The sequence below is a fragment of the Amycolatopsis albidoflavus genome (assembly GCF_039525725.1).
Taxonomy (GTDB): domain Bacteria; phylum Actinomycetota; class Actinomycetes; order Mycobacteriales; family Pseudonocardiaceae; genus Amycolatopsis; species Amycolatopsis albidoflava.
This window is the reverse complement of sequence record NZ_BAAAHV010000011.1, coordinates 535,556-555,336: the sequence shown is the minus strand read 5'-3', so window position 1 is coordinate 555,336 and position 19,781 is coordinate 535,556. Positions and strand designations below refer to the sequence as shown.

Below are 19,781 nucleotides of genomic sequence, written 5' to 3'. Positions count from 1 at the left end.
CCACGCCCGCGTCGCCGGTCACGGCGCGTCGAACTCCAAGGTGGACGAATCGACCGCCGCGCCGCCGCCGTCCGCGACCAGGACATGACCGGTCACCATCGACGCGTCGCCCGAGGCGAGAAACGCGCACACCGACGCGATCTCCTCCGGTTCCGCGGCACGGCGCAGCGGCACGTGTTTCGTCGTCAGCGCATACGCCTCGTCGAGCGTGATGCCCTCGCGCTTCGCCAGGTAAGCCATCGCGCCCTCGCCCAGCGGAGTCCGGATCCAGCCCGGGCAGACAGCGTTCACCCGGACCCCCTTCGGTCCGTAGTCCCGCGCGAGCCAGCGGGTGATGCCGATGATCCCCGCCTTGGCCGCGGTGTAGCCGACAGTCCCGGGCGGACCGGCGATCAGCCCGGCTGTCGACGCGAACAGCACGAGCGAGCCCTGCCGCTGCACCAGATGCGGCAGGGCTTCCCCGGCCAGGTAGAACGAACCGTGCAGGTTCACGTCCAACGCCCGCTGATACGCCTCCACGTGCTCGGGCCGCGCGGTGCCCGACACTGCCGCGCCCTGCGTCGCGATCACCGTGTCCAGGCCGCCCAGACTCGCGACAGCCTGCTCGACCACGTCGTGGATCGCGGCGCGGTCGGTGCCGTCGGCGGGCAGCGCGACCGCGCCGAGTTCGTCCGCCAGTTCCTTGAGCCGTTCGGCGTTCAGGTCCGTGACCGCGACCTTCGCGCCGTCCTCGGCCAGCCTTCGCGCGGTGGCCGAGCCGACTCCGCCCGCCGCGCCCGTCACCAGTGCCAATTCGGGCTTGCGCCGCCGGACCGGGTCGTTCATCGTGCGCCTTCCTCTCCCGGCCGCGTCGCCTCGGACGCGCCGGAATTCGTTACGGTACCGAGCTTTCCGTACTTCTCACGCAGGGTGAACTTGAGGATCTTCCCGGACGCGTTGCGCGGCAGCTCCGGCTGCGCGGCGAAATACCGGGGCACCTTGTACGTCGCCAGGTTCTCCCGGCAATAGGCCCGCAGCTCCGCTTCGTCGAGCGCGATGCCTTCCGCCAGCACCACGACCGCGCAGCCGACTTCGAGGTACTTCGGGTCCGGCACCGCGACCACGGCCGCGTCCAGCACCGCCGGATGCTGCGTCAGCACCCGCTCGATCTCGGCCGGGTACACGTTCTCCCCGCCGCTGCGGATCATGTCCTTCGCCCGGCCGGCGAGCACGAGGAAACCGTCGGCGTTGACGAAGCCGAGGTCCCCCGTGCGGCACCAGCCGTCCACGAAGGTGTCCCGGTTCGCCTCCGGCCGCTGCCAGTACCCGGCGCAGACCGCAGGGCCGCGGACGAGGATCTCGCCCACCTCGCCGGGCGCGGCCGGTTCGAGCCCGTCCCCGGCGACCCGGACCTCGGTGAGCGGCACCGGGCGGCCGACGCTTTTCGGCTGGGCGTCGAAGTCCCCGTCGTCCAGCGTCGTCGCGATCGCACCGCCCTCGGTCAGCCCGTAGACCTGGGTCAGCCGCACCCACGGCAGTTTCCGCCGCACCTGGTCGACGACCCACGGCATCATCGTGTCCCCGCCGATGACGAAGTGCGTGACCGATTTCGGCAGCCGGTCCTCGATCCCGTCCACGCGCAGCAGGTCGTGCAGCATGAACGAGAACAGCAGGCAATCGGTCACCTGCTCGGCTTCGAGCACCTCCAGCAGCCGCTCGACGGTGAAGTTCCCCGACCGCATGCACACCACGGTGCCGTGCATCAGGAACGTCGGCGCGGTCACCGCCTCGAACGCCCCTGCGTGGTAGAGCGGGCCCGGCACCAGCGCGACGGTTTCCGGCGAGAACCGCCAGCGCAGCGCCTGCGTGGTCGCCGTGCTCACGGTGTTGGCGTGCGTCCACACCGCGCCTTTGGGCAGGCCGGTCGTGCCCGAGGTGTAAAGCAGCGACATCGGGTCCGCGTCGCTCACTTCCGGCACGTCGGCCAGCGGTTCGCGGCCGAGCAGGACGTCGAACGGAAGCGCCCAGTCCGGCACCGGATCAGCGGTGTCCGGCCGGACCACGAAGGTCTCGACGCCGGTTTCCGCGCGCACCGGCTCGACCCGGTCCAGCAGGCTGTTGTGCACGATCACCGCCTTGCAACCGGAGTCGGCGAGGATGAACTTCAGCTCGGCCGGCGCGAGCCGGAAGTTGAGCCGGACCGCGACCACGCCGAGGTGCATCGCGGCGAAGCACAGCGGCAGGTACTCGGCGTCGTTGAAGAGCATGAGGCCGAGCCGGTCGCCCTTGTTCAGGCCGAGTTCCCGCAACGCCGTCGCGTACCGCAGCGATTTGTCCCGCAGCTGCGCGTAGGTGAGCCGCTCGCGACCGTCGAAGCTGACCGCGATGCCGTCGTGGCCGGGCGGCGGGAGCTGGTCGGCCACCGCGTCGAGCAGCCTGGTGAACGTCATGACCTGCCCTCCTGTCTCACACGCCCGGTCCGAAGACGATTTGCTTCAGTTCGGTGAACTCCTGGATGCCCTCGGGCCCGGACTCGCGGCCCCAGCCCGAGCCCTTCACCCCGCCGAACGGAGCGCTCACGGCGGGCCCGAACGTGTTGATCGCGACCGAGCCCGCGGCGATGGCGGAAGCGGCTTCCGCGGCGAGAGCGCGGTCCGCGGTGTAGACGCTCGCGGCGAGGCCGAAGCTCGTGTCGTTGGCCAGCCGCAGCCCGTCGGCCAGATCGTCGTAGGTCTGCACGACGGTGACCGGCCCGAACACCTCATTCTGCGCCAGATCGGCGTCCCGGGCGACGCCGGTGATCAGGGTCGGCTCGTAGTAGTACCCGGCGGCGAATCCCTCCGGCCGCCGTCCTCCCGTGACGACTTCGCCTCCGGCAGCGCGCGCACGGTCCACAAAGCCCTCGGTCCGCCGCAGCGCCGCCTGATTGACCACCGGTCCGATCTGCGTCCCCCGGTCGAACGGGTCGCCGATCCGCAGTCCTTGCCAGGCGGTGCGGAGCCGGTCGACGAGTTCGTCGTGGCGCCGCCGCGAGATCAGCACCCGGGACAACGCGGCGCACACCTGCCCGGCACCGCCCGTCGCCCCGGGCACCAGCGACTTCAGCACCCGGTCGAGCGGCGCGTCGTCGAGGATCAGCGCCGGGGACTTGCCGCCGAGTTCGAGGTGCGTGCGGGCGAACCGTCCCCGCGTCGCCTCGATGATCTCCTGCGCGGCGACCCGGCCTCCGGTCAGCGAGACCAGATCGGCGCGCGGGTCCGCGGTCAGGTGCCGGGCCACCTCGACGTCGCTGCACAGGATGCTCAGCGCACCGGCCGGGAAACCCGCTGCCGCGGCGGATTCGGCCACCAACCGCATGACCAGCTGCGATTCGGGTGCGGCCTTCACCACCACCGGGCAGCCCGCGAGCAAGGCGGGCACGACCTTCGTGGCCATCGTGACCACCGGTCCGTTGTAAGCCAGGATGGCGACGACGACCCCTGCCGGTTCGCGGCGCACCACGACGTCGCCGAGCAAGGAGCTGCGGTGGTCGTCGCGCAGGGCGTCCTCCGCACTCGCCAACGCGGAGTTCCACGCCCCCGCTGCGCCGTATTTGTGCAGCGTCGCGCTGTAGCGCACCGGCATGCCCGCTTCCGCGGCCCAGACCGTGCCCAGGTCCGGGAACCGGGCCTCCAGCGACGCGCAGAACCTCGCACAGATCTCGACTCGCTGCTCGACCGGCAGCCGGCCCCACCTGGAGTCCGTCGCCGCCGTGAGGGCCGCGTCCGCTTCCGTTGCGGACGGCAGCACGACTTCGGCGACGGTTTCCTCGGTCGACGGCGAAACGATCTCGTACGCCGGTCCGGTAGCAGGCACCCACTCCCCGGCCACGTAGACCGAGTCGAGGCGAGGCACCGGGACACCGGCGATCTCGCGCGTCATGCCCCGCGATCCGACCGGAAGAACGGGCTGGCGGGCTTGAGAAACATCGTCGCGAACGGCGGGATCATGAAGTCCGGCAACACCATCTCCCCGGACATCAGCTGCCGCTTGACTTCCGCGCGGAAGCCTTCGAGGTCGCCGGCGGTTTCGTAGATCGCCAGGTGCCCCTCGTCGACCGGGCTGACGCCGGGCAGCGGCTTGACGTCCGACACCTCGAACCGTTGCGCCCGAAGCATTCCCGGCGCGGACATGATCTGCGGAATGTGCTCCTCGTCGTACCACTTCCCGAACGTCGCGTCGTCGCCGGTGTGGCGGCTCCACGCGAAGAACAGATGCCGGTCGTCCAGGTTCTCCGCCTCGGCGAACCGCTCGGTGTGGAAGGGTTCGCTGACCGGCTTCGCGAACAGCGCTTGGAACGGCTGCACCATGTAGTCCGGCAGCACCATGTCCCCGGAGATCAGCTTCCGCTTGACCTCGTCCCGGAACCCCTGGGGGCTTCCGTCCATTTCGTACAGTGCGAGGTGGCCGAAGTCCAGCGAGCGCACGCCCGGCAGCGGTTTGGTGTCCGCGATGAGGAACCGCTGCGCCCCGGCCATCCCTGGCGCGTCCATCACCTGCGGGATGTGCTCGTCGTCGTACCACTTCGCGTAGGTCCCGTAGTCGGTGGTGTAGGTGCTCCACGCGAAAAACAGGTTCCGATCCCCGAAAACCGGGACCTTGGCGGAAACCATCAGCTCACTCCTCGTTCGTCCGACCGGCCGGAACGCAGCCGGGTTGTTGCTTTTTCGTCGACCCGCAGGCCTTCGGGGTCGAAGTGCGGGTCGCCGACGACGACCACCCCGTAGTCCCGCGCCGCCCCTTCGACGCTCACGTACTCGTCGCGCACATCGGCGAGCACCTTGGCCGGTTCGCGCTCGAACGGCGAGCCCCATCCCCCGCCGCCGTTGGTCAAGCACCGCAGCACCGAACCGGCTTCGGTCAGCCACGCCTTCTGGCTCGCGAAGTAGTGGTAGACGCCCTTTTCCGGGTCGAGTGCTTTGGTTTCCGGATCCAGCACCCCGGCGACGGGCGTGCTCCGCGCGTAGACGTCGCTCGAGACGCCCAGCAGTCCGTCCGGTCCGGAAGTCCCTTCTCCCGGCGGGAAAATCCACATCGCCCCGGTCGGGCCGGGCTTCCCGCCGTCGGCGCCGACGCCGCTGGGCTCTTTGGTCCGGAACGGCGACAGATGCTGGGCGGCGGCGGTCAGCCAGAGCGTGTCCTTGAGGTTCGCCGCGCCGCCGCGGTGCTTGCCCGGCCCGCCGGTGTCGATCGCGTGCTCCTTGCGCAACATCACCACCGGCGAGTCGTGCTCGATCGTCTCCGTCGCCGGATCGAGGTTGTTGAGGTTGTACAGCACGGTGTAGCTGTCGCCGTCGCCCTCTTTGGTGGCACCCCACGGGCCGTGCTCGCCGCCGCATTGCGTCGCGCTCGTCCAGGGCGTGCCGTCGTCCCGCACTCCGCTCGCGTTGTGCGTGTTGGTGGAGCCGTAGTCCCCGCCGACCGCGCGTTCGCCCAGCACCGGGTTCAGCGCTTCGAAGATCGCGGAGATCAGCGCGCCGGAGGGCTCCCAGAACATCATCGGTGCGCCCTCCGGCGGCAGCGCGCTCAGCGGCGTTCCCGGCGGCGCGACGAGGTCGACGTTGCGCCAAGTCCCGGAGGTGAACGGGATCGCCGGGTCGAGCAGCATCGTCAACGCCACGCCCAGCGCGGTTTTCGCGTCGAGGACGCCGCAGTTGATGCAGGTCCGGGCTTGCGCCGAGGTGCCGGAGAGATCGGCCTCGATGTCGTGCCCGCGTTTGCGCAGCGTCACGCGCACCCGGTAGTCGACGGTGTCGTCGAGCCCGTCGGCGTCGATCAGCGCGCTCCCGGAGTAGTCCCCGTCCGGGATGCGGGCGATCGCTTCGCGCATTTGCTCGGCGGACGTGTCGCACGCGTAGGCGAGGGAGCCGAGGAACGCGTCAAGGCCGTAGCGCTCGATGTTCTCCCGCACCAGCCGCTCGCCGAGCTGCAACTGCTGGTGCATGCTCTGGAAGTCCGGCAGCAGCAGACCGCCCCAGCGGGTGTTGTCGAAGATCAGGCTGAACGTGGACCGCACCGGCTGGTCCTTCGCCCACAGCAGCATCGGCGGCAACACGAGGCCGTTCTCGTAGACGTTGGTCTTGGTCGCGGAGAACCCGCCGGGCACCGTGCCGCCCATGTCCAGCTGGTGCGCGCACATCGTCACGAACGAGACGATCTCGCCGGCCACGAACACCGGCCGGGTGAACAGGACGTCGTTCACGTGGCGGCCGCCGCGGTACGGGTCGTTGCAGATCAGCACGTCGCCCGGGGAAAGGTTCTCCGGCCCGAACTCTTCCACCGCGTTGCGGGTGGCGTCGGGCATCGTGCCGAGGAACGGCGTCAGGCTGTTGCTGACCACGGCCATCCGGTAGTCCTGCGCGGGTGGGCCGCTGATCGTGCACGCGAAGTCGTACCAGTCGCGGATGATCGGCGAGAACGCTTCCCGCAGGAACGCGGTGCTCATGTGCCCCACCGCGTACTTCAGCCGGTTCACGATCACCGACCCGGTGAACCGGTCGGCGTGATAAGCCGTCTGGAACTGCTCGTCGGTGAGATCGCGGATGCGTCCGGCGGGCTCCTCGATGGTGGTCATGGCGCTCACTTCTTCCGGATGACGAGTTCGCCGTAGCGGCCGACGACCAGATGCTGGCCCGCCCCGACGTGAGTGGTGGACAGTCCTTCGTGGACGATCGCCGGGCCGTCGAATTCGTCGCCCGCCCGGAGCGCGATGCGTTCGTACACCAGCGCTTCCTGGCCTTCGGCGTCTTCGCCCAGGTACCGCAGAGTCGTGGTGCGAACCGGAGTGAGCGGCTCGTCCGCAGCGCGCGCGGGCAGCTCGGGGTACTCGACCTTCGGGGTGTCCAGCACCGCGCGGACCCGGAAGGTGACGCCCTCGACCGGGATCATCTCGAAGCGGTTGCCCGAACGTTCCTGGTAGGTGTCGTGGAACGACGCGATCATCGCGGCGACGGCCGGCTCGTCGATCGTTCCGTCCGGGACGGGCACGAACGGCGTGTCCCAGCTCTGTCCGACCAGATGCCCGTCGTAACTGCGCTCGAAAGTCACTGCGGCGTCCGCGCTCAGCCGCTCGCGCAACTGCGCCTCCATCTCGGCGAACAGCGTGTCGATCCGCTCCGCGACGTCCGGCGTGAGCACGGTGTAGGCGCTGCGGTTCACGGTGAACACCTGGTCGGCCGAGAGCAGGCCGAGCGCGGAGAACAAGCCCGGGTTCGGCGGCACGACGACCTGCTTGCAGTGCACCGCGTCCATCGCCGCGGGCAGCAGCATCGGCCCGGCCGCTCCGTACGCGATCAGACTGTAGTCGCGCGGGTCGACGCCGTTTTTGATCGCCACGTTGAACACGCCCTCGGCGATGTTGTGCACCGCCATCTCGTACGCGTACCGGACGCGCTGGGCGAGCGTGAAGTCCGATTCGAGGTTCTCGAACGCCTGGCGGGCGAGTTCCGGGTCCAGCGCCAGCTCGCCGCCGGCGAACGTGCCCGGGTCGATGATCCCGATCAGCAGGCAAGTGTCCGTTGTGGTCGGCTGCGTGCCACCGCGGCCGTAGCAGGCCGGGCCGGGCGTCGAACCGGCGCTGCCGGGGCCGACCTGGATCTCGCCGGTGGCGCCGATCGTCACCAGGCTCCCGCCCCCGGCCCCGATCGCGCTGACGTCGTTCGCCAGTGCGTTGACGACGAGGTCGTGCTCCAGTTCGAAGGTCGTGTCGACGAACGGTTCGCCGCCGGTGACGACGCTGATGTCGCACGACGTGCCGCCGACGTCCGCGCACAGCAGCTGCGACTCCCCGATCAGCGAACCGAAGTGGGCGCTGGCGACCGTGCCCGCGGCGGGGCCGGAGAACACGATGCGGAACGGCTGCTCCATCGCCCGATGCGACGGCACGAGCGTCGCGGCGCAGTCGGCGAAGTTCAGCTGCCCGGTGAAGCCGAGTTCGGCCAGGCCCTTCTCCAGCCGCGCGGTGTAGTCGGCGTAGATCAGTTTCATCAGCGCGTCGACCATCGTCGTCGAGGCCCGCGCGTATTCCTTGGCCAGCGGGGAGACCTCGCTGGACAGCGAGCACGGCACGTCGCCGAGGACCTCGCGGACCAACTCGCGCAGCCGGAGCTCGTGCGCCGGGTTCACGTAGGCGTTGATCAGGCAGATGGCCACTCCGGCCACGCCGCACTTGCGCAGCACTTCGAGTTCGGCCCGCGCCTGGGCTTCGTCCAATTCGAACAGGACATCGCCGGAAGCGGTGAGCCGTTCCCGGATTCCCCGGCGCAGATACCTCGGCACCAGCGGCCGCGCGGCGTCGCCGAAGCTGCGCCGCCAGCCCGGGTCCAAAATGGCCTCCGCGGGCCGCCAGACCCGGCCCATGTCGAGGATGTCGCGATGCCCCTCGGTGGCGAGAAACCCGATCTTCGGCACAGTGCGGGTGATCACCGCGTTCAGCCCGTGGGTGCTGGCGTGGTTGAACACCGGTGCGCCCGCGACGCCGAGCAGCGCGGCGCCCTCGAGCACCGGACGGGTCACGTCGGTGTAGTCGGTGGAGACTTTGGCGGTGCGGATCTCCCCGTCCTGCAAGGCGACCACGTCGGTGAAGGTGCCGCCCACGTCGACTGCGATCATCATTGATCCTTTCGCTACAGGAGGTCGGAGAGCAGCTGGACCGGGCCGAGCCGCGGACCGGGGTCCCGGCTGACCGAGAACAGGCACGACCGGCATTTCACGACGTCGAACCAGCCGCCCTCGGAATTCACCGGATAGCGGGACAGTTCGGCGGCGCCGCAGCGCGGGCAGACTCCCTCGACTGGTTCCCGCTCGAGGGAAGGCGGGTTCGGTTCCTGGCTCATTTCGGCGCAACTCCACTGTTGGCTCGATTCGGCCGGCGCTGGTGCGCCACCGCACACCGAACGGTAGGCCGGAGGAGACCGGGGCAACAGCCGCTCACCGCACGGCCGAGTCCGCAAAACGAAGCACGCCTCACCCGAAGTTCGATCCATTATGGACGGACTGGACCGCGGATTCCCTGACGGGCACATGGTTACGGGCGGTGCGGCAGCCTCCTCGGCCGTCGCACCGCCCGTCGCTCTAATTCAGGCAGCCTCGCCGATACCGCCCAGGACTTCCGCGCCGGCCGGGGTGAGGCGTGCGCGAACGCGCTTCCCGATCCCCGCCGGTCCGGTTTGGACGATCAAGCCCCGGTGGGCGAGCGCGTGCGCGGTGTACTGGTCGCAGCACGCCACGCCGTCGACGAACATGTCCGGCTCGCTGCTGCAGGTGATCTCGGCCCGCCCGGCCGCCACGACGCGGAGGAGGGCCCGTGCCCGGCAGCTCAGCTCGGAATCGGTTCGAGGCGCCATCGCGCACCTCCTCGTCGTCGAAATAATATTTTATATTATCCTTCGGCTGCGGCCGGCGTCAAGGCCCGGCGGCCCAGCAGCGCGAGCGGGACCAGGCTGATCAGGCAGGCCACGAGGATGTAGACCGACACGGACAGCGTCGTGTGCGTCGCGGCGATCAGCGCCGCCATCACGAACGGGGCCAGTCCCCCGCCGATGATGTTGGCCAGCTGGTACCCCATCGACGCGCCGGAGAACCGCACGGACGGCGGGAACATCTCGGCGAACATCGTGACGCCGGGGCCGAACATCGCGCCGACCGAGATCTGCCCGACCACGATCGCCAGCAGGATCGCCCAGAAGTTCCGGGTGTCGGCCAGCGGGAAGAGCGCGAAGCCCCAGATTCCCGCGAGCACCACGCCGCCGGCGTACACCGGACGCCTGCCGACGGTGTCCGACAGCCGCCCGCACAGCACCGTGCTCACCCCGGTCGCGATCATCGAGAACATCACCGCGGTGAGCATGGTGCCCTTGGCGATCTTCAGCTCCCGCACGCCGTAGTCCAGCAGGCCGGTCACGGTCGCGTAGAACATGATCGTCGCGGGCAGGAAGATGAACACGACCAGCAGCAGATTCTTCGGCCGGCGCAGCACCTGCACGACCGACGAGCGCTTCGGCGCCGCGGCGAGTTTCTCCTCCACCGCCCGGAAATCGGGAGAGTCTTCGAGGAAGCGGTGGATGTAGAACACGACCGGGATCATCACGATCCCGAGCAGGAACGGAATCCGCCAGCCCCACGCGGCGAACTGGTCCGCGGTGAGCGCACCGGACAGCACGACGAAGACCAGGGTGCCGAGCACCATCCCGGCGAAGATGCCCAGTTGCGGCAGCGAGCCGTGCAGCCCCCGGCGGTTCGGCGGAGCGTGCTCGACCGCGAGCAGGGTCGACCCGCCCCACACCCCGCCGACCGCGATCCCTTGCGCGACGCGCAGGATCACCAGCAGCACCGGAGCCAGCGCGCCGACCGAGGAGAACGTCGGCAGCAGCCCGACCAACGTGGTCGCCACCGCCATGGACAGCGTCGACGCCACGAGCGCGGGTTTGCGCCCGAACCGGTCGCCGATGTGCCCGAAGACAGCCGCGCCCACCGGGCGGCCCGCGAACCCGACCGCGAAGGTCGCGAACGCGGCGAGCACCCCGGCCGCCGCGCTCGTCGACGGGAAGAACGCGTGGTTGAAGACCAGCGAGGCCGCGGTTCCGTAGATCAAGAAGTCGTAGTACTCCAGAGACTGCGCCGCGATGGCGGCCGCCAGCACTTTCCCGCGGCGTTTCGTCGCCGCCTCAGCCGGTGCGATACGTCCTTGTACGCTCATGTCGTCCTCATCCCGGAGCCGGTGTTCACCCGACAGTGTTCGACGGGCAATGAAATATAAAATATTCAATCCTTGATCACAAGGAACCGGATCCTGATTCGGCGGCGGGTCAAGCGGTGCGCTGACGGGCGGGTCTCGGGCCCGGGCAGAGCGCGCTGAAGAGTCCGGCCGCATGGCCGGCGGGAGTCTCGAGACGACGCGGGAATCGCGACGACGACCGGGCCGAAGATCTCCCTGCGGGCGATCCGCATGTCGTCGGCGACACCGCGGAAGATCGCCGGACTCGCTCAGTCGCCGATGGTGCGGGGACCCGGGCAAGCACGCGGCAGCCCTGCTCGGTCGCGAGTACCGAGCAGGGCCGCCGTTGCCGTGCGCACTTGGGCTACGCCCGGAAAATCGTCTTGTACTCCAGGTACGCGTCCACGCTCTGCGGCCCGAGTTCCCGGCCGATCCCGCTGTTCTTCACCCCGCCGAACGGCGTCTCGATCGGCAGGGTCGAGGTGTTCACCCCGACGCTCCCGGTCACAATCCGGCGAGCCACCGCCGTCGCGCGCTCGCGATCCGGGGAGAACACTCCGCCGCCGAGGCCGTACTCCGAGTCGTTCGCGATGGCGACCGCTTCGTCCACCGTCTGGTACGGCATCACGGTGAGTACCGGACCGAAGATTTCCTCGCGCGCGATGCGCATGTCGTTGGTGACGCCGCGGAAGATCGTCGGTGCGACGTAGTACCCGCGCTCGAACGGGCGGCCGCCGCCGATCACCATCTCGGCGCCTTCTGCCTTGCCGAGTTCGATGTAGGACTCCACTCGTTCCCGCTGCGTCGCGTTCACGAGCGGGCCGAAGAACACCGTCGGGTCGAGCGGATCTCCTTGCGGGATCCCGGTCATCGTGGCCGCGAGCAGGTCCACGACCTCGTCGTAGCGCGACGCCGGAGCCAGCACCCGGGTCAACGCCCGGCAGGTCTGCCCGGTGTTCGGCGAACACGCGGAGAGCACCAGCGGCCGGAACGCGTCGAGATCGACGTCGTCGAGCAGGATGCCCGCCGATTTGCCGCCCAGCTCCAGCGTGACGTGCTTCAGCTGCTTCGCACACTCGGCGGCGATCGCTTTGCCCGCCACGGTCGAACCGGTGAAGGCCACCTTGTGCACGCCAGGGTGCGCGACCAGGGCAGCGCCAGTCTCGCGGCCGCCAGTCACGATGTTCACCACGCCTTCGGGAATTCCCGCCGCAGCAACGATTTCCGCGAAAACGAACGCATCGAGCGACGTCTCTGGCGCCGGCTTGATCACTGCGGTGCAGCCAGCCGTCAGCGCGGGGCCGAGCTTCCACGCGATGAGCGGCTGCGGCCCGTTCCACGGAGTGATGGCCGCGACCACGCCGACCGGTTCGCGCAGCACGATCGCGTCGCCGCTCGCTGTCGTGACGTGTTCCTCGACCGAGAGTTTCTCCGCCAGCGAAGCGAAGTACCGGTAGCAGACCGGTACCTGGCTCTGCATCGCGCGGGTGATACTGATCGGAGTGCCGTTCTGCCGCGTGACCAGTTCCGAGATCTCGTCGGACCGCTTCTCGAACTCGTCCGCCAACGCGCGCAAGTACCCGGCACGCGTGGCTGGCGACAGAGCCGACCAGGGGCCGAGGGCTGCGCTGGCGGCGGATACGGCGGCGTCGACGGTCGCGGCGTCGCTGTCCACAATGGACCCGATCACTTCTTCCGTGGCCGGGTTGACGACGTCGATCATGCCACACCTCCGACCTGGTTCAGCAGCACCGAAACGTCCTCGACGTGCTGCAGATCGAAAACCGCCTGGACGATCGCGTCCGGGTCCGCCACGACGCCCTCCACGTTGTGCCGGAACTTCGCGACGAGTTCGTCGTCAGTCAGATACGTGGCCGGGTCGGGCGACGGGCTGCCCTTCGGGTAGGCGCGCTCGCCGCGGTAGGTGGTGCCGCGCGCCTGGACCTCGACCAGCGACCGGCGAGCGGCCGGGTTGTTCTTGAGCGCCTCCGTGTAGTCCGGGTGCGCCTTGAACTCGGCCTTCTTCGTCAGGTCGAGCACCGACGGGTCCAGCACCGCTTCCGGGGTCTGCCAGTCCTTGCCGGGCGGAATCCGGTGCGCGGCGAGAGCGAGGCCGTGCGTCATGCTGAACTGGGCGTCGCGCGGGTTGCGGATGCTTTCGTTCACCCACACCGGCTGCATGACGAAGCTCTCGCCATACGCGGTGATCGCGTCGATCTCGTCGGGACGGAGGTCGTGGGTCTCGACGATTTCGGTCAGCGCGTCGAACAGTGCGTGCATGACCCGGCAGTGCGGATACGGCTTGAACGATTGGAACGGCGTGAACGTCCACTCCGCACCGAGGTCCGCGGTGATCGGCGCGGGTTCCCAGCGGGAGGTGCCGATGAAGCGCGGGAAGCCGTACTCGCGGTCGTCGAGCATCTGCCGGTCGCCGGTGTGGCCGCGTTCGGCGAGGTTCGCGGCGGTGACCGCGGACAGCGCCATTCCTCCGGCGAGCTGGTACTTGATCGTCGTCGACGGGGCGTGCATCATCCACGCGCGCTGAGTGTTGGTCGGCGCGGTGGAGCCCATGATGCCGAGCGCGTCGGCCAGAGTTTCGCCGTCGAGGCCCTTTACGACGCCGACCGCGGCCGCGGCACCGAAAAGCGTGCTGCTGTAACCGATGACGTCGGGGATGGTGACGACGCCGTCCTTGATGTCGCGCAGGTAGTCGGTCGCCTTCCCGATTCGGTACGACATTTCGTGGGCTACCGCGATGGCCTCGAGCAGCTTCATGCCGGACGTCCGCAACGACTCCGCGGTGGCCAGTGCGCCGGGCAGCACGTACGGTGTGACGTGCCCGGGCGGCAGGACCGCGTCCTGGTCGAGCGCGTTGATCAGTTCGGCGTTGGCGAACGCGGCGGCGGGGACCGAAGTCTTCGTGCCGGTGCCGAGGATCGACGCCGAACCTTCAGTGCCGCCGAGGTAGCGCGCGTAGTCGACGCCGCGCTGCGCGCCTTCGTCACCGAGGGACGCCACGGCGCAGCCGAGCGAGTCGAGCAGGATGCGCTGGGATTCGCGGATCACCTCGTCGGGGAATTCCCGGGCGTCCGCGCCCGCGGCGAATCCCGCGAGCTGCTCGATGATCGTCGCCATGCCTGCTCCTCGTCGATGTCAGGTCGGCCGCCACCCGGCAGCGCGCATGAAATATATAATATCTAGTCAATGGATCCGGTCAACCCGCGCGGGCGGCGGCTCGGAGAATCAGCGGATGCGCAAGGCTTTCAGCCGGTTGTACAGCGTCGAGCGGCTGATCCCCAGCGCCCGGGCGGCTTCGAGCTTGTTGCCGCCTGCGGCCGCGATCGCCGCGACGATCACTTCACGCTCGGCCCGGTCGAACGGCGAAGCAAGCGCCGATCCGTCCCGGTGAGACGGCGGAAGGTCGGCCGGGACGACGTCGCCCGCCGAACGCAGCTCCGCCACCGCGCGGACCACCCGGCGCAGTTCGGCCAGATTCCCCGGCCACGGCTGAGCCGCCAGCACCCGCAAGGACTCCGGCGTGAACCAGGCCGCGCACTCCTCGCTGAGCATGCGCTGCGCCAGCCGCGGAATCTCGTGGCGGCGGACGCGCAACGGAGCCAGCTCCCGCCGCTCGCCGCAGCACGCCGTGATCGGTGGGTGCGGTTCGCCCGGGGCGGAGGTCAGCACGAGGTTCCGCTTCGACGTCCGGGCCCGCGCCGCGACCAGCGCGGCCAGCCGCCCCGACAGCAGCTGGACGTTTTCGACGATCACGGCCGGCCCGTCGCCGTCCAGCAGGCGGCTGGCCTGCTCGGCCCAGTCCGCCTCGCCGACCCGGACCGTTTCGACCCCGTCCAGCACCGCCGCGTCTTCCCCGGCGGCCTCCCGCGCGACGGTCGTCTTGCCCGTGCCCGGCTCCCCCGCCACCAGCAACGGCCATCGCACCGGCACCGCAGCGCGCGCACGCGATTGCGTCTCGGCGACCAGGTCGACCATGGTCCCCTCGGTGCCGTCCACCGGTGCCCAGGACAGCCGCACCGGCTGGCCGGACGTCAACGTGATCCGCGCGTTCTCCCCGCCGTCCTCGATGCAAGCTTGCACCGCGGCATGGTCGGCCGGTGCCAAGAGGTCGAGCGCGGGCTGAGTGGCCAGCACGAGGCCGTGCCCGACGACCAGCACCCGACGGTCCCGTCGGCGAGCCGCGGACTGGAACGCGGCGAGCAGCCGCTGCTGCGCCTCCGCCGCGTCCGTGCGCAACCTGCTTTCGATCTCCGTGACCAGATGGCGCACCAGTGCCGGGGCCAGCCGTTCGTCGCGGCTCACGGGCACCGCGAAGTCGAGCACTCCGGCAACCCGCCGGGTCCCGGGGTGGACGATCGGGTGGCCGAAGCAGGTGAACCCGTGGAACGCGGGCAGCGCGTGCTCGGCGCCGCGCAGCAGAAGGCTCCGGCGGGTTTCCAGCGGCGTGCCGATCGCGTTCACGCCGACGTCGTCCTCGCCCAGCCGCACGCCCGGCAGGACGCCCAGCGAAGCGACTTCCCGGCCGAACGAGCGTTCGCCGTACCGGATGTCCACCACCCGGGCCTGGGGGTCGGCCAGCAGCACCGCGACCGCGCTGCCCCGCACCTCCGTCTGCACGCGGTCGAGCACCGGACCCGCGGCGCGGGCCAGCGCGCCGCGAGTCGGCACCGCACTCATGGAACATAATATTTCATGTGGCCGTCCGCCGGGTCAATGAAACGGCCCGCTCAGTACAGTGTGTAGCCGCCGTCGACCGGGACCGTCACGCCGGTGACGAACGACGCCGCGTCCGACAGCAGCCACATCGCCGCCTGCGCCTGTTCGACCGGCTCGCTGCCGCGCCGCAGCGCGTGCGTGGCAGCGACGGTCTTCTCGTACTCCGGATTGAGCTTCAGGTACTCCAGGTACATCGGCGTGCGCGCGGTGGACGGGCCGATGGCGTTGACGCGGATGCCGTGCTCGCCGTATTCGGCCGCCGCCGCTTTCGTCAGGCCCATCAGCGCGTGCTTGGACGCGGTGTACTCGGCCGCCAGCGGAATGTAGATGAACGACCCGACCGACGCGGTGTTGACGATCGACCCGCCGCCCGCGCGGAGCATCGCCGGCACCTCGTGCTTCATGCAGAGGAACGGCCCGGTCACGTTGATCGCGAAGACCCGGTCGAACTCCTCTCGGCTGAGATCGGCCAGCTTCTTGCCGTTGTTCGGCACACCCGCGTTGTTGAACGCGCCGTCCAACCTGCCGTACGCGGATTCCGCCGCTTCCACCATCGCCGCCACCTGCGCCTCGTCGGTGACATCGGTGGTGACGAACTGGACCTCGTAACCCTTGCCCGACAGTTCCTCCGCCAGCGCTTGGCCTGCTTCGGCGCTGATGTCCGCGATGGTCACCAGCGCGTCGTTCTCGGCGAACAGCCGCGCAGCCGTCTCGCCGATTCCGCTCGCACCGCCGGTGACGATGATGGAGCGTCCTGCGATTGCACTCATCGAAAGTCCGTTCCCCGCCTAGACGGCGATGTCCATCTCGGGGCCGATGTACTCCTCGGCCGAGACCGCCTTGCCGTCCTTCACCGTTACCACCTGAATCAGGTGCACCCGCGCGGCCGCCAGCGTGGCCGAGGTCTGCACGAAGAAACCCTTGTCGGTCAACGTGTAGCGGGAGTTTTCGAACGTCGGAAGGCCGCCACGCTCGTGGACGGCGTCGACTGCTTCCTTGACGGTCATCCACTTGTCGTCGGCGCTGTGCCAGACCTTGCAGTCGTCCGCGCACAGCGAGTAGAACACTTCGACGTCCGAGAGCGCGCGGATCCAGCCCTTGGCCAGTTCTTCATGAGTCGTCGTTGACATGCGAAGAACGCTAAGCGCGCACTGACCGCCCGACTGTCCGGATACTTGGACACTTCAGCTGTCGAAGGCCACCGTCGAGGCGTCCACCGCCGCGCCGCCGCCGTCGGCGACCAGCACGTGGCCGGTGACCATCGAGGCATCGCCCGAGGCCAGGAATGCGCAGCAGGCCGCGATTTCCTCCGGCTCCGCGACCCGGCGCAGCGGAACGTGCGCGGCGCTCAGCGCGTAAGCATCTTCCAGGCTGATGCCTTCGCGCTCGGCGAGGTGCGCCATGCTGCCTGCGGCGAGCGCGGTCCGGACGAAGCCCGGGCACACCGCGTTGACGCGCACGCCTTTCGGCCCGTAATCGCGGGCCAGCCAGCGGGTGAGGCCGATGATCGCCGCTTTCGCCGCGGTGTAGCCCGCAGCTCCGGGCGGACCGGCGATCAATCCCGCGGTCGAGGCGAACAGCACCAGGGAGCCTTTGCTGGCCGCCAAGTGCGGGAGCACTTCTCCGGCCAGGTAAAAGGATCCGTGCAGATTGACGTCGAGCGCGCGGTGGTACGAGTCGACGTGTTTCGGGTGTGCTCCCCCGCCGATCGCCGCGCCTTGGGTGGCGATCACCGTGTCGAGGCCGCCCAATTCCTCGACCGCTCGCGCGACCAAGGCCCGGATGGCTTCGCGGTCGGTGCCGTCGGCCGGGACCGCGAGCGCGCCCGTGTCGTTCGCGACCTTCGCCAGCCGGTCCTCGTCGATATCGGTGACGACCAGCTTGGTACCGCCTTCGGCGAGCCGTCGTGCGGTGGCGGAGCCGACGCCGCCCGCGGCCCCGGTGATCAGCGCGAGTTCCGGCTTGGCGCGCCGTGGTGGATAGCTCATGTGCGACTCCCGGTCAGTTCTCGGCGGGGAAGAACGGGCTGACTGGCTTCAGGAACATCGCCGTGAACGGAGGGATCATGAAGTCCGGGAGCGCCATTTCCCCGGAGATCAGCTGTCGCTTCACCTCGGCACGGAAGCCTTCGAGGTCTCCGGCGATCTCGTAGATCGCGAGATGACCGAGATCCGGGGTTTCGACGCCGGGCAGCGGCTTCAGTCCCGACATCTCGAACCGCTGGGCGCGCAGCATTCCCGGCGCGGACATGATCTGCGGGATGTGCTCCTCGTCGTACCACTTCGCAAAAGTCGCGTCGTCCCCGGTGTGGCGGCTCCACGCGAAGAACAGATGCCGGTCGTCCAGGTTCTCCGCCGCCGCGAACCGTTCGGTGTGGAACGGTTCGCTCACCGCGTCGAGGAACAACGCCTGGAACGGCCGGTTCATGAAGTCCGGCAGCACCATTTCGCCAGAGATCAGCTTGCGCTTGACCTCCTCGCGGAACGGCTGCGCCGAGCCCTCCATCTCGTAGATCGCGAGGTGCCCGAAATCGAGCGCGCGCACCCCCGGCAGCGGTTTGGTGTCCGCGAGCAGGAACCGTTGCGCTCCCACCATTCCCGGCACGTCCATCACCTGCGGGATGTGCTCGTCGTCGTACCACTTCGCGTAGGTGTCGTAGTCCGTGCTGTACGTGCTCCACGCGAAGAACAGACTCCGGCTGTCGAAAGTGGGCGCCGCCATGTGTTTCACTCCTTCTGGTTCACGCGGAATTCAGACCCGGCGCTGCAGGCCGGTCCACAATTTCTCGCGCAGGATCTGTTTCTGGATCTTCCCGGTGCCGGTCTTCGGCAGGTCCTCGACGAAGACCACCTTCTTCGGCACCTTGTAGCCGCCGAGCCGCGCCCGGCAATGCGCGAGCACCCCGTCTGCGGACACGGCGTTCCCGGGTTCGGTCGAGACGAACGCGGTGATCGCCTCGCCCCATCGCTCGTCCGGAGCGCCGACGACGGCGACTTCCCGGATCCCGGGCAGTTCGGAGACGACGTTCTCGATCTCTCGCGGGTACACGTTGAACCCGCCGGTGATGATCATGTCCTTGCGCCGGTCGAGGATGAACAAATACCCGTGCTCGTCGAGGCAGCCGACGTCGCCGGTGTGCGCCCAGCCGTCCACAAAGGTCTCGGCTGTCGCTTCCGGCTTCCGCCAGTACCCGGCGCTCACGTGCGCGCCGCGGGTCCGGATCTCGCCGGTCGTCCCGGGCGGGACGGGGCGGCGGTCCGCGTCCACGATCTCGACCTCGACGTGCGCGGTCACCCGGCCCGCAGAGGCCAGCCGGGGCAAACCGCGCTCGTTCAGGGTTTCGACGTGGTCCTCCGGACGAAGCGTCGCGATCGGCAACTGCGCTTCGCTCGCGCCGTACAGCTGCTGCATCGCCTCGCCGAAGTACGCCCGCGCTTTGGCCGCCCGATCCGGCTGGATCGCCGAGCCCGCATACGGCAGGATCCGGACGTTGCCGACGCGACCGGCCGGAGCGCCGCGCCGGGCGAGTTCCTCCAGCAGCATGGTGATCATCGTCGGGACCAGCGGCAGCACAGTCACCTCTCCACCAGCCGCAAGGTCCGCGACCTGCGCCGCGTCGAACTTCGACGCGTAGACGTTCAGCCCGCCGCTGGCGGTGAGCACGTCGGCGATGCCGCCGCTGAAGTGGCTGATCGGCGCGGTGTGCAGAGCGGCGTCGCCCAGGCCGAGTGGAGGCAGGACCTCGCGGGCGTTGCGGACGAGCGCACCGACCGTCCGGTGCGGCACCCGCACGCCCTTGGGCTGCCCGGTCGAGCCGGACGTGTAGAGCAGCCAGGCATCGTCCTCGGCATCGGGCAGTGGCAACTCGTCGTCCGAGCCGGAGGCGACGAACTCCTCGAACGGGATGCCCTCGGATCCTTCGCCGAGGACGATGATTTCCTTGACCTGCGGCGGAATCCACGCGGTGCCGTTCTCGGCGAGCCACTCGCCGTCGACGAGCACGAACGCCGGTTCCGCGTCTGCGGCGATCTGGGCCAGCTCGGCGGGGTGCAGCCGGGGCAGCAGCCCCACGCGGACTCCGCCGCCGAGCACGAGCCCGTGGTACGCCTCGGCCCATTCGCAGCTGTTCGGCCCGAGCAGCACCGCGCGGGTGCCGCGTTCCGCGCCGAGCGCCCGGAACGCTTGGGCGATCCGCCGGGCGCGGGTGCCGAGTTCGCCGTAGGTCAGCTCGCGCCGGGAGTCCCGGATCGCGGGCCGGTCGGCGAACTCGGCGTACGCCTGGGTGTACAGCCGGGCCAGTGGGGTCGGGGACATG

At 69.4% G+C, this 19,781-nt stretch carries 18 protein-coding genes; all 18 read right to left on the bottom strand.

What is annotated here, in order from left to right:
- Positions 1-18: 18 nt before the first annotated feature.
- Entirely contained in the window at positions 19-825 is an 807-nt protein-coding gene (locus tag ABD156_RS17085; protein ID WP_344273719.1) for an SDR family NAD(P)-dependent oxidoreductase, read from the bottom strand.
- Positions 822-2,429: a class I adenylate-forming enzyme family protein gene (locus ABD156_RS17080; RefSeq protein WP_344273716.1), complete on the bottom strand. Its 1,608-nt coding sequence runs from the start codon at positions 2,427-2,429 to the stop codon at positions 822-824. The genes ABD156_RS17085 and ABD156_RS17080 overlap by 4 nt, the downstream gene beginning before the upstream one ends.
- A gap of 16 nt (positions 2,430-2,445) precedes the next feature.
- On the bottom strand, positions 2,446-3,900 hold the full coding sequence (locus tag ABD156_RS17075; RefSeq protein WP_344273713.1) for an aldehyde dehydrogenase family protein: 1,455 nt from the start codon (positions 3,898-3,900) through the stop codon (positions 2,446-2,448).
- Entirely contained in the window at positions 3,897-4,631 is a 735-nt protein-coding gene (locus ABD156_RS17070) for a hypothetical protein (protein WP_344273710.1), read from the bottom strand. The genes ABD156_RS17075 and ABD156_RS17070 overlap by 4 nt, the downstream gene beginning before the upstream one ends.
- Positions 4,631-6,592 (bottom strand): hydantoinase B/oxoprolinase family protein, encoded by a 1,962-nt coding sequence (locus tag ABD156_RS17065; protein ID WP_344273708.1) that lies wholly within the window; start codon positions 6,590-6,592, stop codon positions 4,631-4,633. The genes ABD156_RS17070 and ABD156_RS17065 overlap by 1 nt, the downstream gene beginning before the upstream one ends.
- A gap of 5 nt (positions 6,593-6,597) precedes the next feature.
- Positions 6,598-8,628, bottom strand: coding sequence for a hydantoinase/oxoprolinase family protein (locus ABD156_RS17060; protein ID WP_344273705.1), 2,031 nt, complete (start codon positions 8,626-8,628; stop codon positions 6,598-6,600).
- Between the two features lie 14 nt (positions 8,629-8,642).
- A complete protein-coding gene (locus ABD156_RS17055) occupies positions 8,643-8,852 on the bottom strand; it encodes a hypothetical protein (protein ID WP_344273702.1) in 210 nt (69 codons plus the stop codon).
- A 243-nt stretch (positions 8,853-9,095) separates the two neighbouring features.
- Entirely contained in the window at positions 9,096-9,362 is a 267-nt protein-coding gene (locus tag ABD156_RS17050; protein ID WP_344273699.1) for a hypothetical protein, read from the bottom strand.
- 35 nt (positions 9,363-9,397) lie between these two features.
- Positions 9,398-10,714 (bottom strand): MFS transporter, encoded by a 1,317-nt coding sequence (locus ABD156_RS17045; RefSeq protein WP_344273695.1) that lies wholly within the window; start codon positions 10,712-10,714, stop codon positions 9,398-9,400.
- A gap of 65 nt (positions 10,715-10,779) precedes the next feature.
- Positions 10,780-10,989 carry an aldehyde dehydrogenase family protein gene (locus ABD156_RS47820; protein WP_350539902.1) on the bottom strand — a complete coding sequence of 70 codons (210 nt, stop codon included), beginning with the start codon at positions 10,987-10,989 and terminating at the stop codon, positions 10,780-10,782.
- Positions 10,990-11,096: 107 nt separating this feature from the next.
- Complete coding sequence (locus ABD156_RS17040) at positions 11,097-12,455, bottom strand: aldehyde dehydrogenase (RefSeq protein WP_344273691.1); 1,359 nt, start codon at positions 12,453-12,455, stop codon at positions 11,097-11,099.
- Positions 12,452-13,867 (bottom strand): MmgE/PrpD family protein, encoded by a 1,416-nt coding sequence (locus tag ABD156_RS17035; RefSeq protein WP_344273688.1) that lies wholly within the window; start codon positions 13,865-13,867, stop codon positions 12,452-12,454. The genes ABD156_RS17040 and ABD156_RS17035 overlap by 4 nt, the downstream gene beginning before the upstream one ends.
- A gap of 108 nt (positions 13,868-13,975) precedes the next feature.
- Positions 13,976-15,427 carry a helix-turn-helix domain-containing protein gene (locus tag ABD156_RS17030; RefSeq protein ID WP_344273685.1) on the bottom strand — a complete coding sequence of 484 codons (1,452 nt, stop codon included), beginning with the start codon at positions 15,425-15,427 and terminating at the stop codon, positions 13,976-13,978.
- Between the two features lie 50 nt (positions 15,428-15,477).
- Positions 15,478-16,236: an SDR family NAD(P)-dependent oxidoreductase gene (locus tag ABD156_RS17025; protein WP_344273682.1), complete on the bottom strand. Its 759-nt coding sequence runs from the start codon at positions 16,234-16,236 to the stop codon at positions 15,478-15,480.
- Positions 16,237-16,254: 18 nt separating this feature from the next.
- A complete protein-coding gene (locus ABD156_RS17020) occupies positions 16,255-16,596 on the bottom strand; it encodes a nuclear transport factor 2-like protein (protein ID WP_344273679.1) in 342 nt (113 codons plus the stop codon).
- Positions 16,597-16,650: 54 nt separating this feature from the next.
- Positions 16,651-17,454: an SDR family NAD(P)-dependent oxidoreductase gene (locus ABD156_RS17015; protein WP_344273675.1), complete on the bottom strand. Its 804-nt coding sequence runs from the start codon at positions 17,452-17,454 to the stop codon at positions 16,651-16,653.
- A gap of 13 nt (positions 17,455-17,467) precedes the next feature.
- The gene (locus ABD156_RS17010) at positions 17,468-18,187 is read right to left on the bottom strand and encodes a hypothetical protein (protein ID WP_344273672.1); all 720 of its coding nucleotides are present in this window, start codon (positions 18,185-18,187) and stop codon (positions 17,468-17,470) included.
- 30 nt (positions 18,188-18,217) lie between these two features.
- Positions 18,218-19,780, bottom strand: a complete 1,563-nt coding sequence (locus ABD156_RS17005) for a class I adenylate-forming enzyme family protein (protein WP_344273669.1) — start codon at positions 19,778-19,780, stop codon at positions 18,218-18,220.
- Between the last annotated feature and the right edge of the window lies 1 nt (position 19,781).

Bases quoted from the DNA above. Each gene is read 5' to 3' on its own strand.
- ABD156_RS17085 (WP_344273719.1), bottom strand. From the start codon at position 825: ATGAACGACCCGGTCCGGCGGCGCAAGCCCGAATTGGCACTGGTGACG.
- ABD156_RS17080 (WP_344273716.1), bottom strand. From the start codon at position 2,429: ATGACGTTCACCAGGCTGCTCGACGCGGTGGCCGACCAGCTCCCGCCG.
- ABD156_RS17075 (WP_344273713.1), bottom strand. From the start codon at position 3,900: ATGACGCGCGAGATCGCCGGTGTCCCGGTGCCTCGCCTCGACTCGGTC.
- ABD156_RS17070 (WP_344273710.1), bottom strand. From the start codon at position 4,631: ATGGTTTCCGCCAAGGTCCCGGTTTTCGGGGATCGGAACCTGTTTTTC.
- ABD156_RS17065 (WP_344273708.1), bottom strand. From the start codon at position 6,592: ATGACCACCATCGAGGAGCCCGCCGGACGCATCCGCGATCTCACCGAC.
- ABD156_RS17060 (WP_344273705.1), bottom strand. From the start codon at position 8,628: ATGATCGCAGTCGACGTGGGCGGCACCTTCACCGACGTGGTCGCCTTG.
- ABD156_RS17055 (WP_344273702.1), bottom strand. From the start codon at position 8,852: ATGAGCCAGGAACCGAACCCGCCTTCCCTCGAGCGGGAACCAGTCGAG.
- ABD156_RS17050 (WP_344273699.1), bottom strand. From the start codon at position 9,362: ATGGCGCCTCGAACCGATTCCGAGCTGAGCTGCCGGGCACGGGCCCTC.
- ABD156_RS17045 (WP_344273695.1), bottom strand. From the start codon at position 10,714: ATGAGCGTACAAGGACGTATCGCACCGGCTGAGGCGGCGACGAAACGC.
- ABD156_RS17040 (WP_344273691.1), bottom strand. From the start codon at position 12,455: ATGATCGACGTCGTCAACCCGGCCACGGAAGAAGTGATCGGGTCCATT.
- ABD156_RS17035 (WP_344273688.1), bottom strand. From the start codon at position 13,867: ATGGCGACGATCATCGAGCAGCTCGCGGGATTCGCCGCGGGCGCGGAC.
- ABD156_RS17030 (WP_344273685.1), bottom strand. From the start codon at position 15,427: ATGAGTGCGGTGCCGACTCGCGGCGCGCTGGCCCGCGCCGCGGGTCCG.
- ABD156_RS17025 (WP_344273682.1), bottom strand. From the start codon at position 16,236: ATGAGTGCAATCGCAGGACGCTCCATCATCGTCACCGGCGGTGCGAGC.
- ABD156_RS17020 (WP_344273679.1), bottom strand. From the start codon at position 16,596: ATGTCAACGACGACTCATGAAGAACTGGCCAAGGGCTGGATCCGCGCG.
- ABD156_RS17015 (WP_344273675.1), bottom strand. From the start codon at position 17,454: ATGAGCTATCCACCACGGCGCGCCAAGCCGGAACTCGCGCTGATCACC.
- ABD156_RS17010 (WP_344273672.1), bottom strand. From the start codon at position 18,187: ATGGCGGCGCCCACTTTCGACAGCCGGAGTCTGTTCTTCGCGTGGAGC.
- ABD156_RS17005 (WP_344273669.1), bottom strand. From the start codon at position 19,780: ATGTCCCCGACCCCACTGGCCCGGCTGTACACCCAGGCGTACGCCGAG.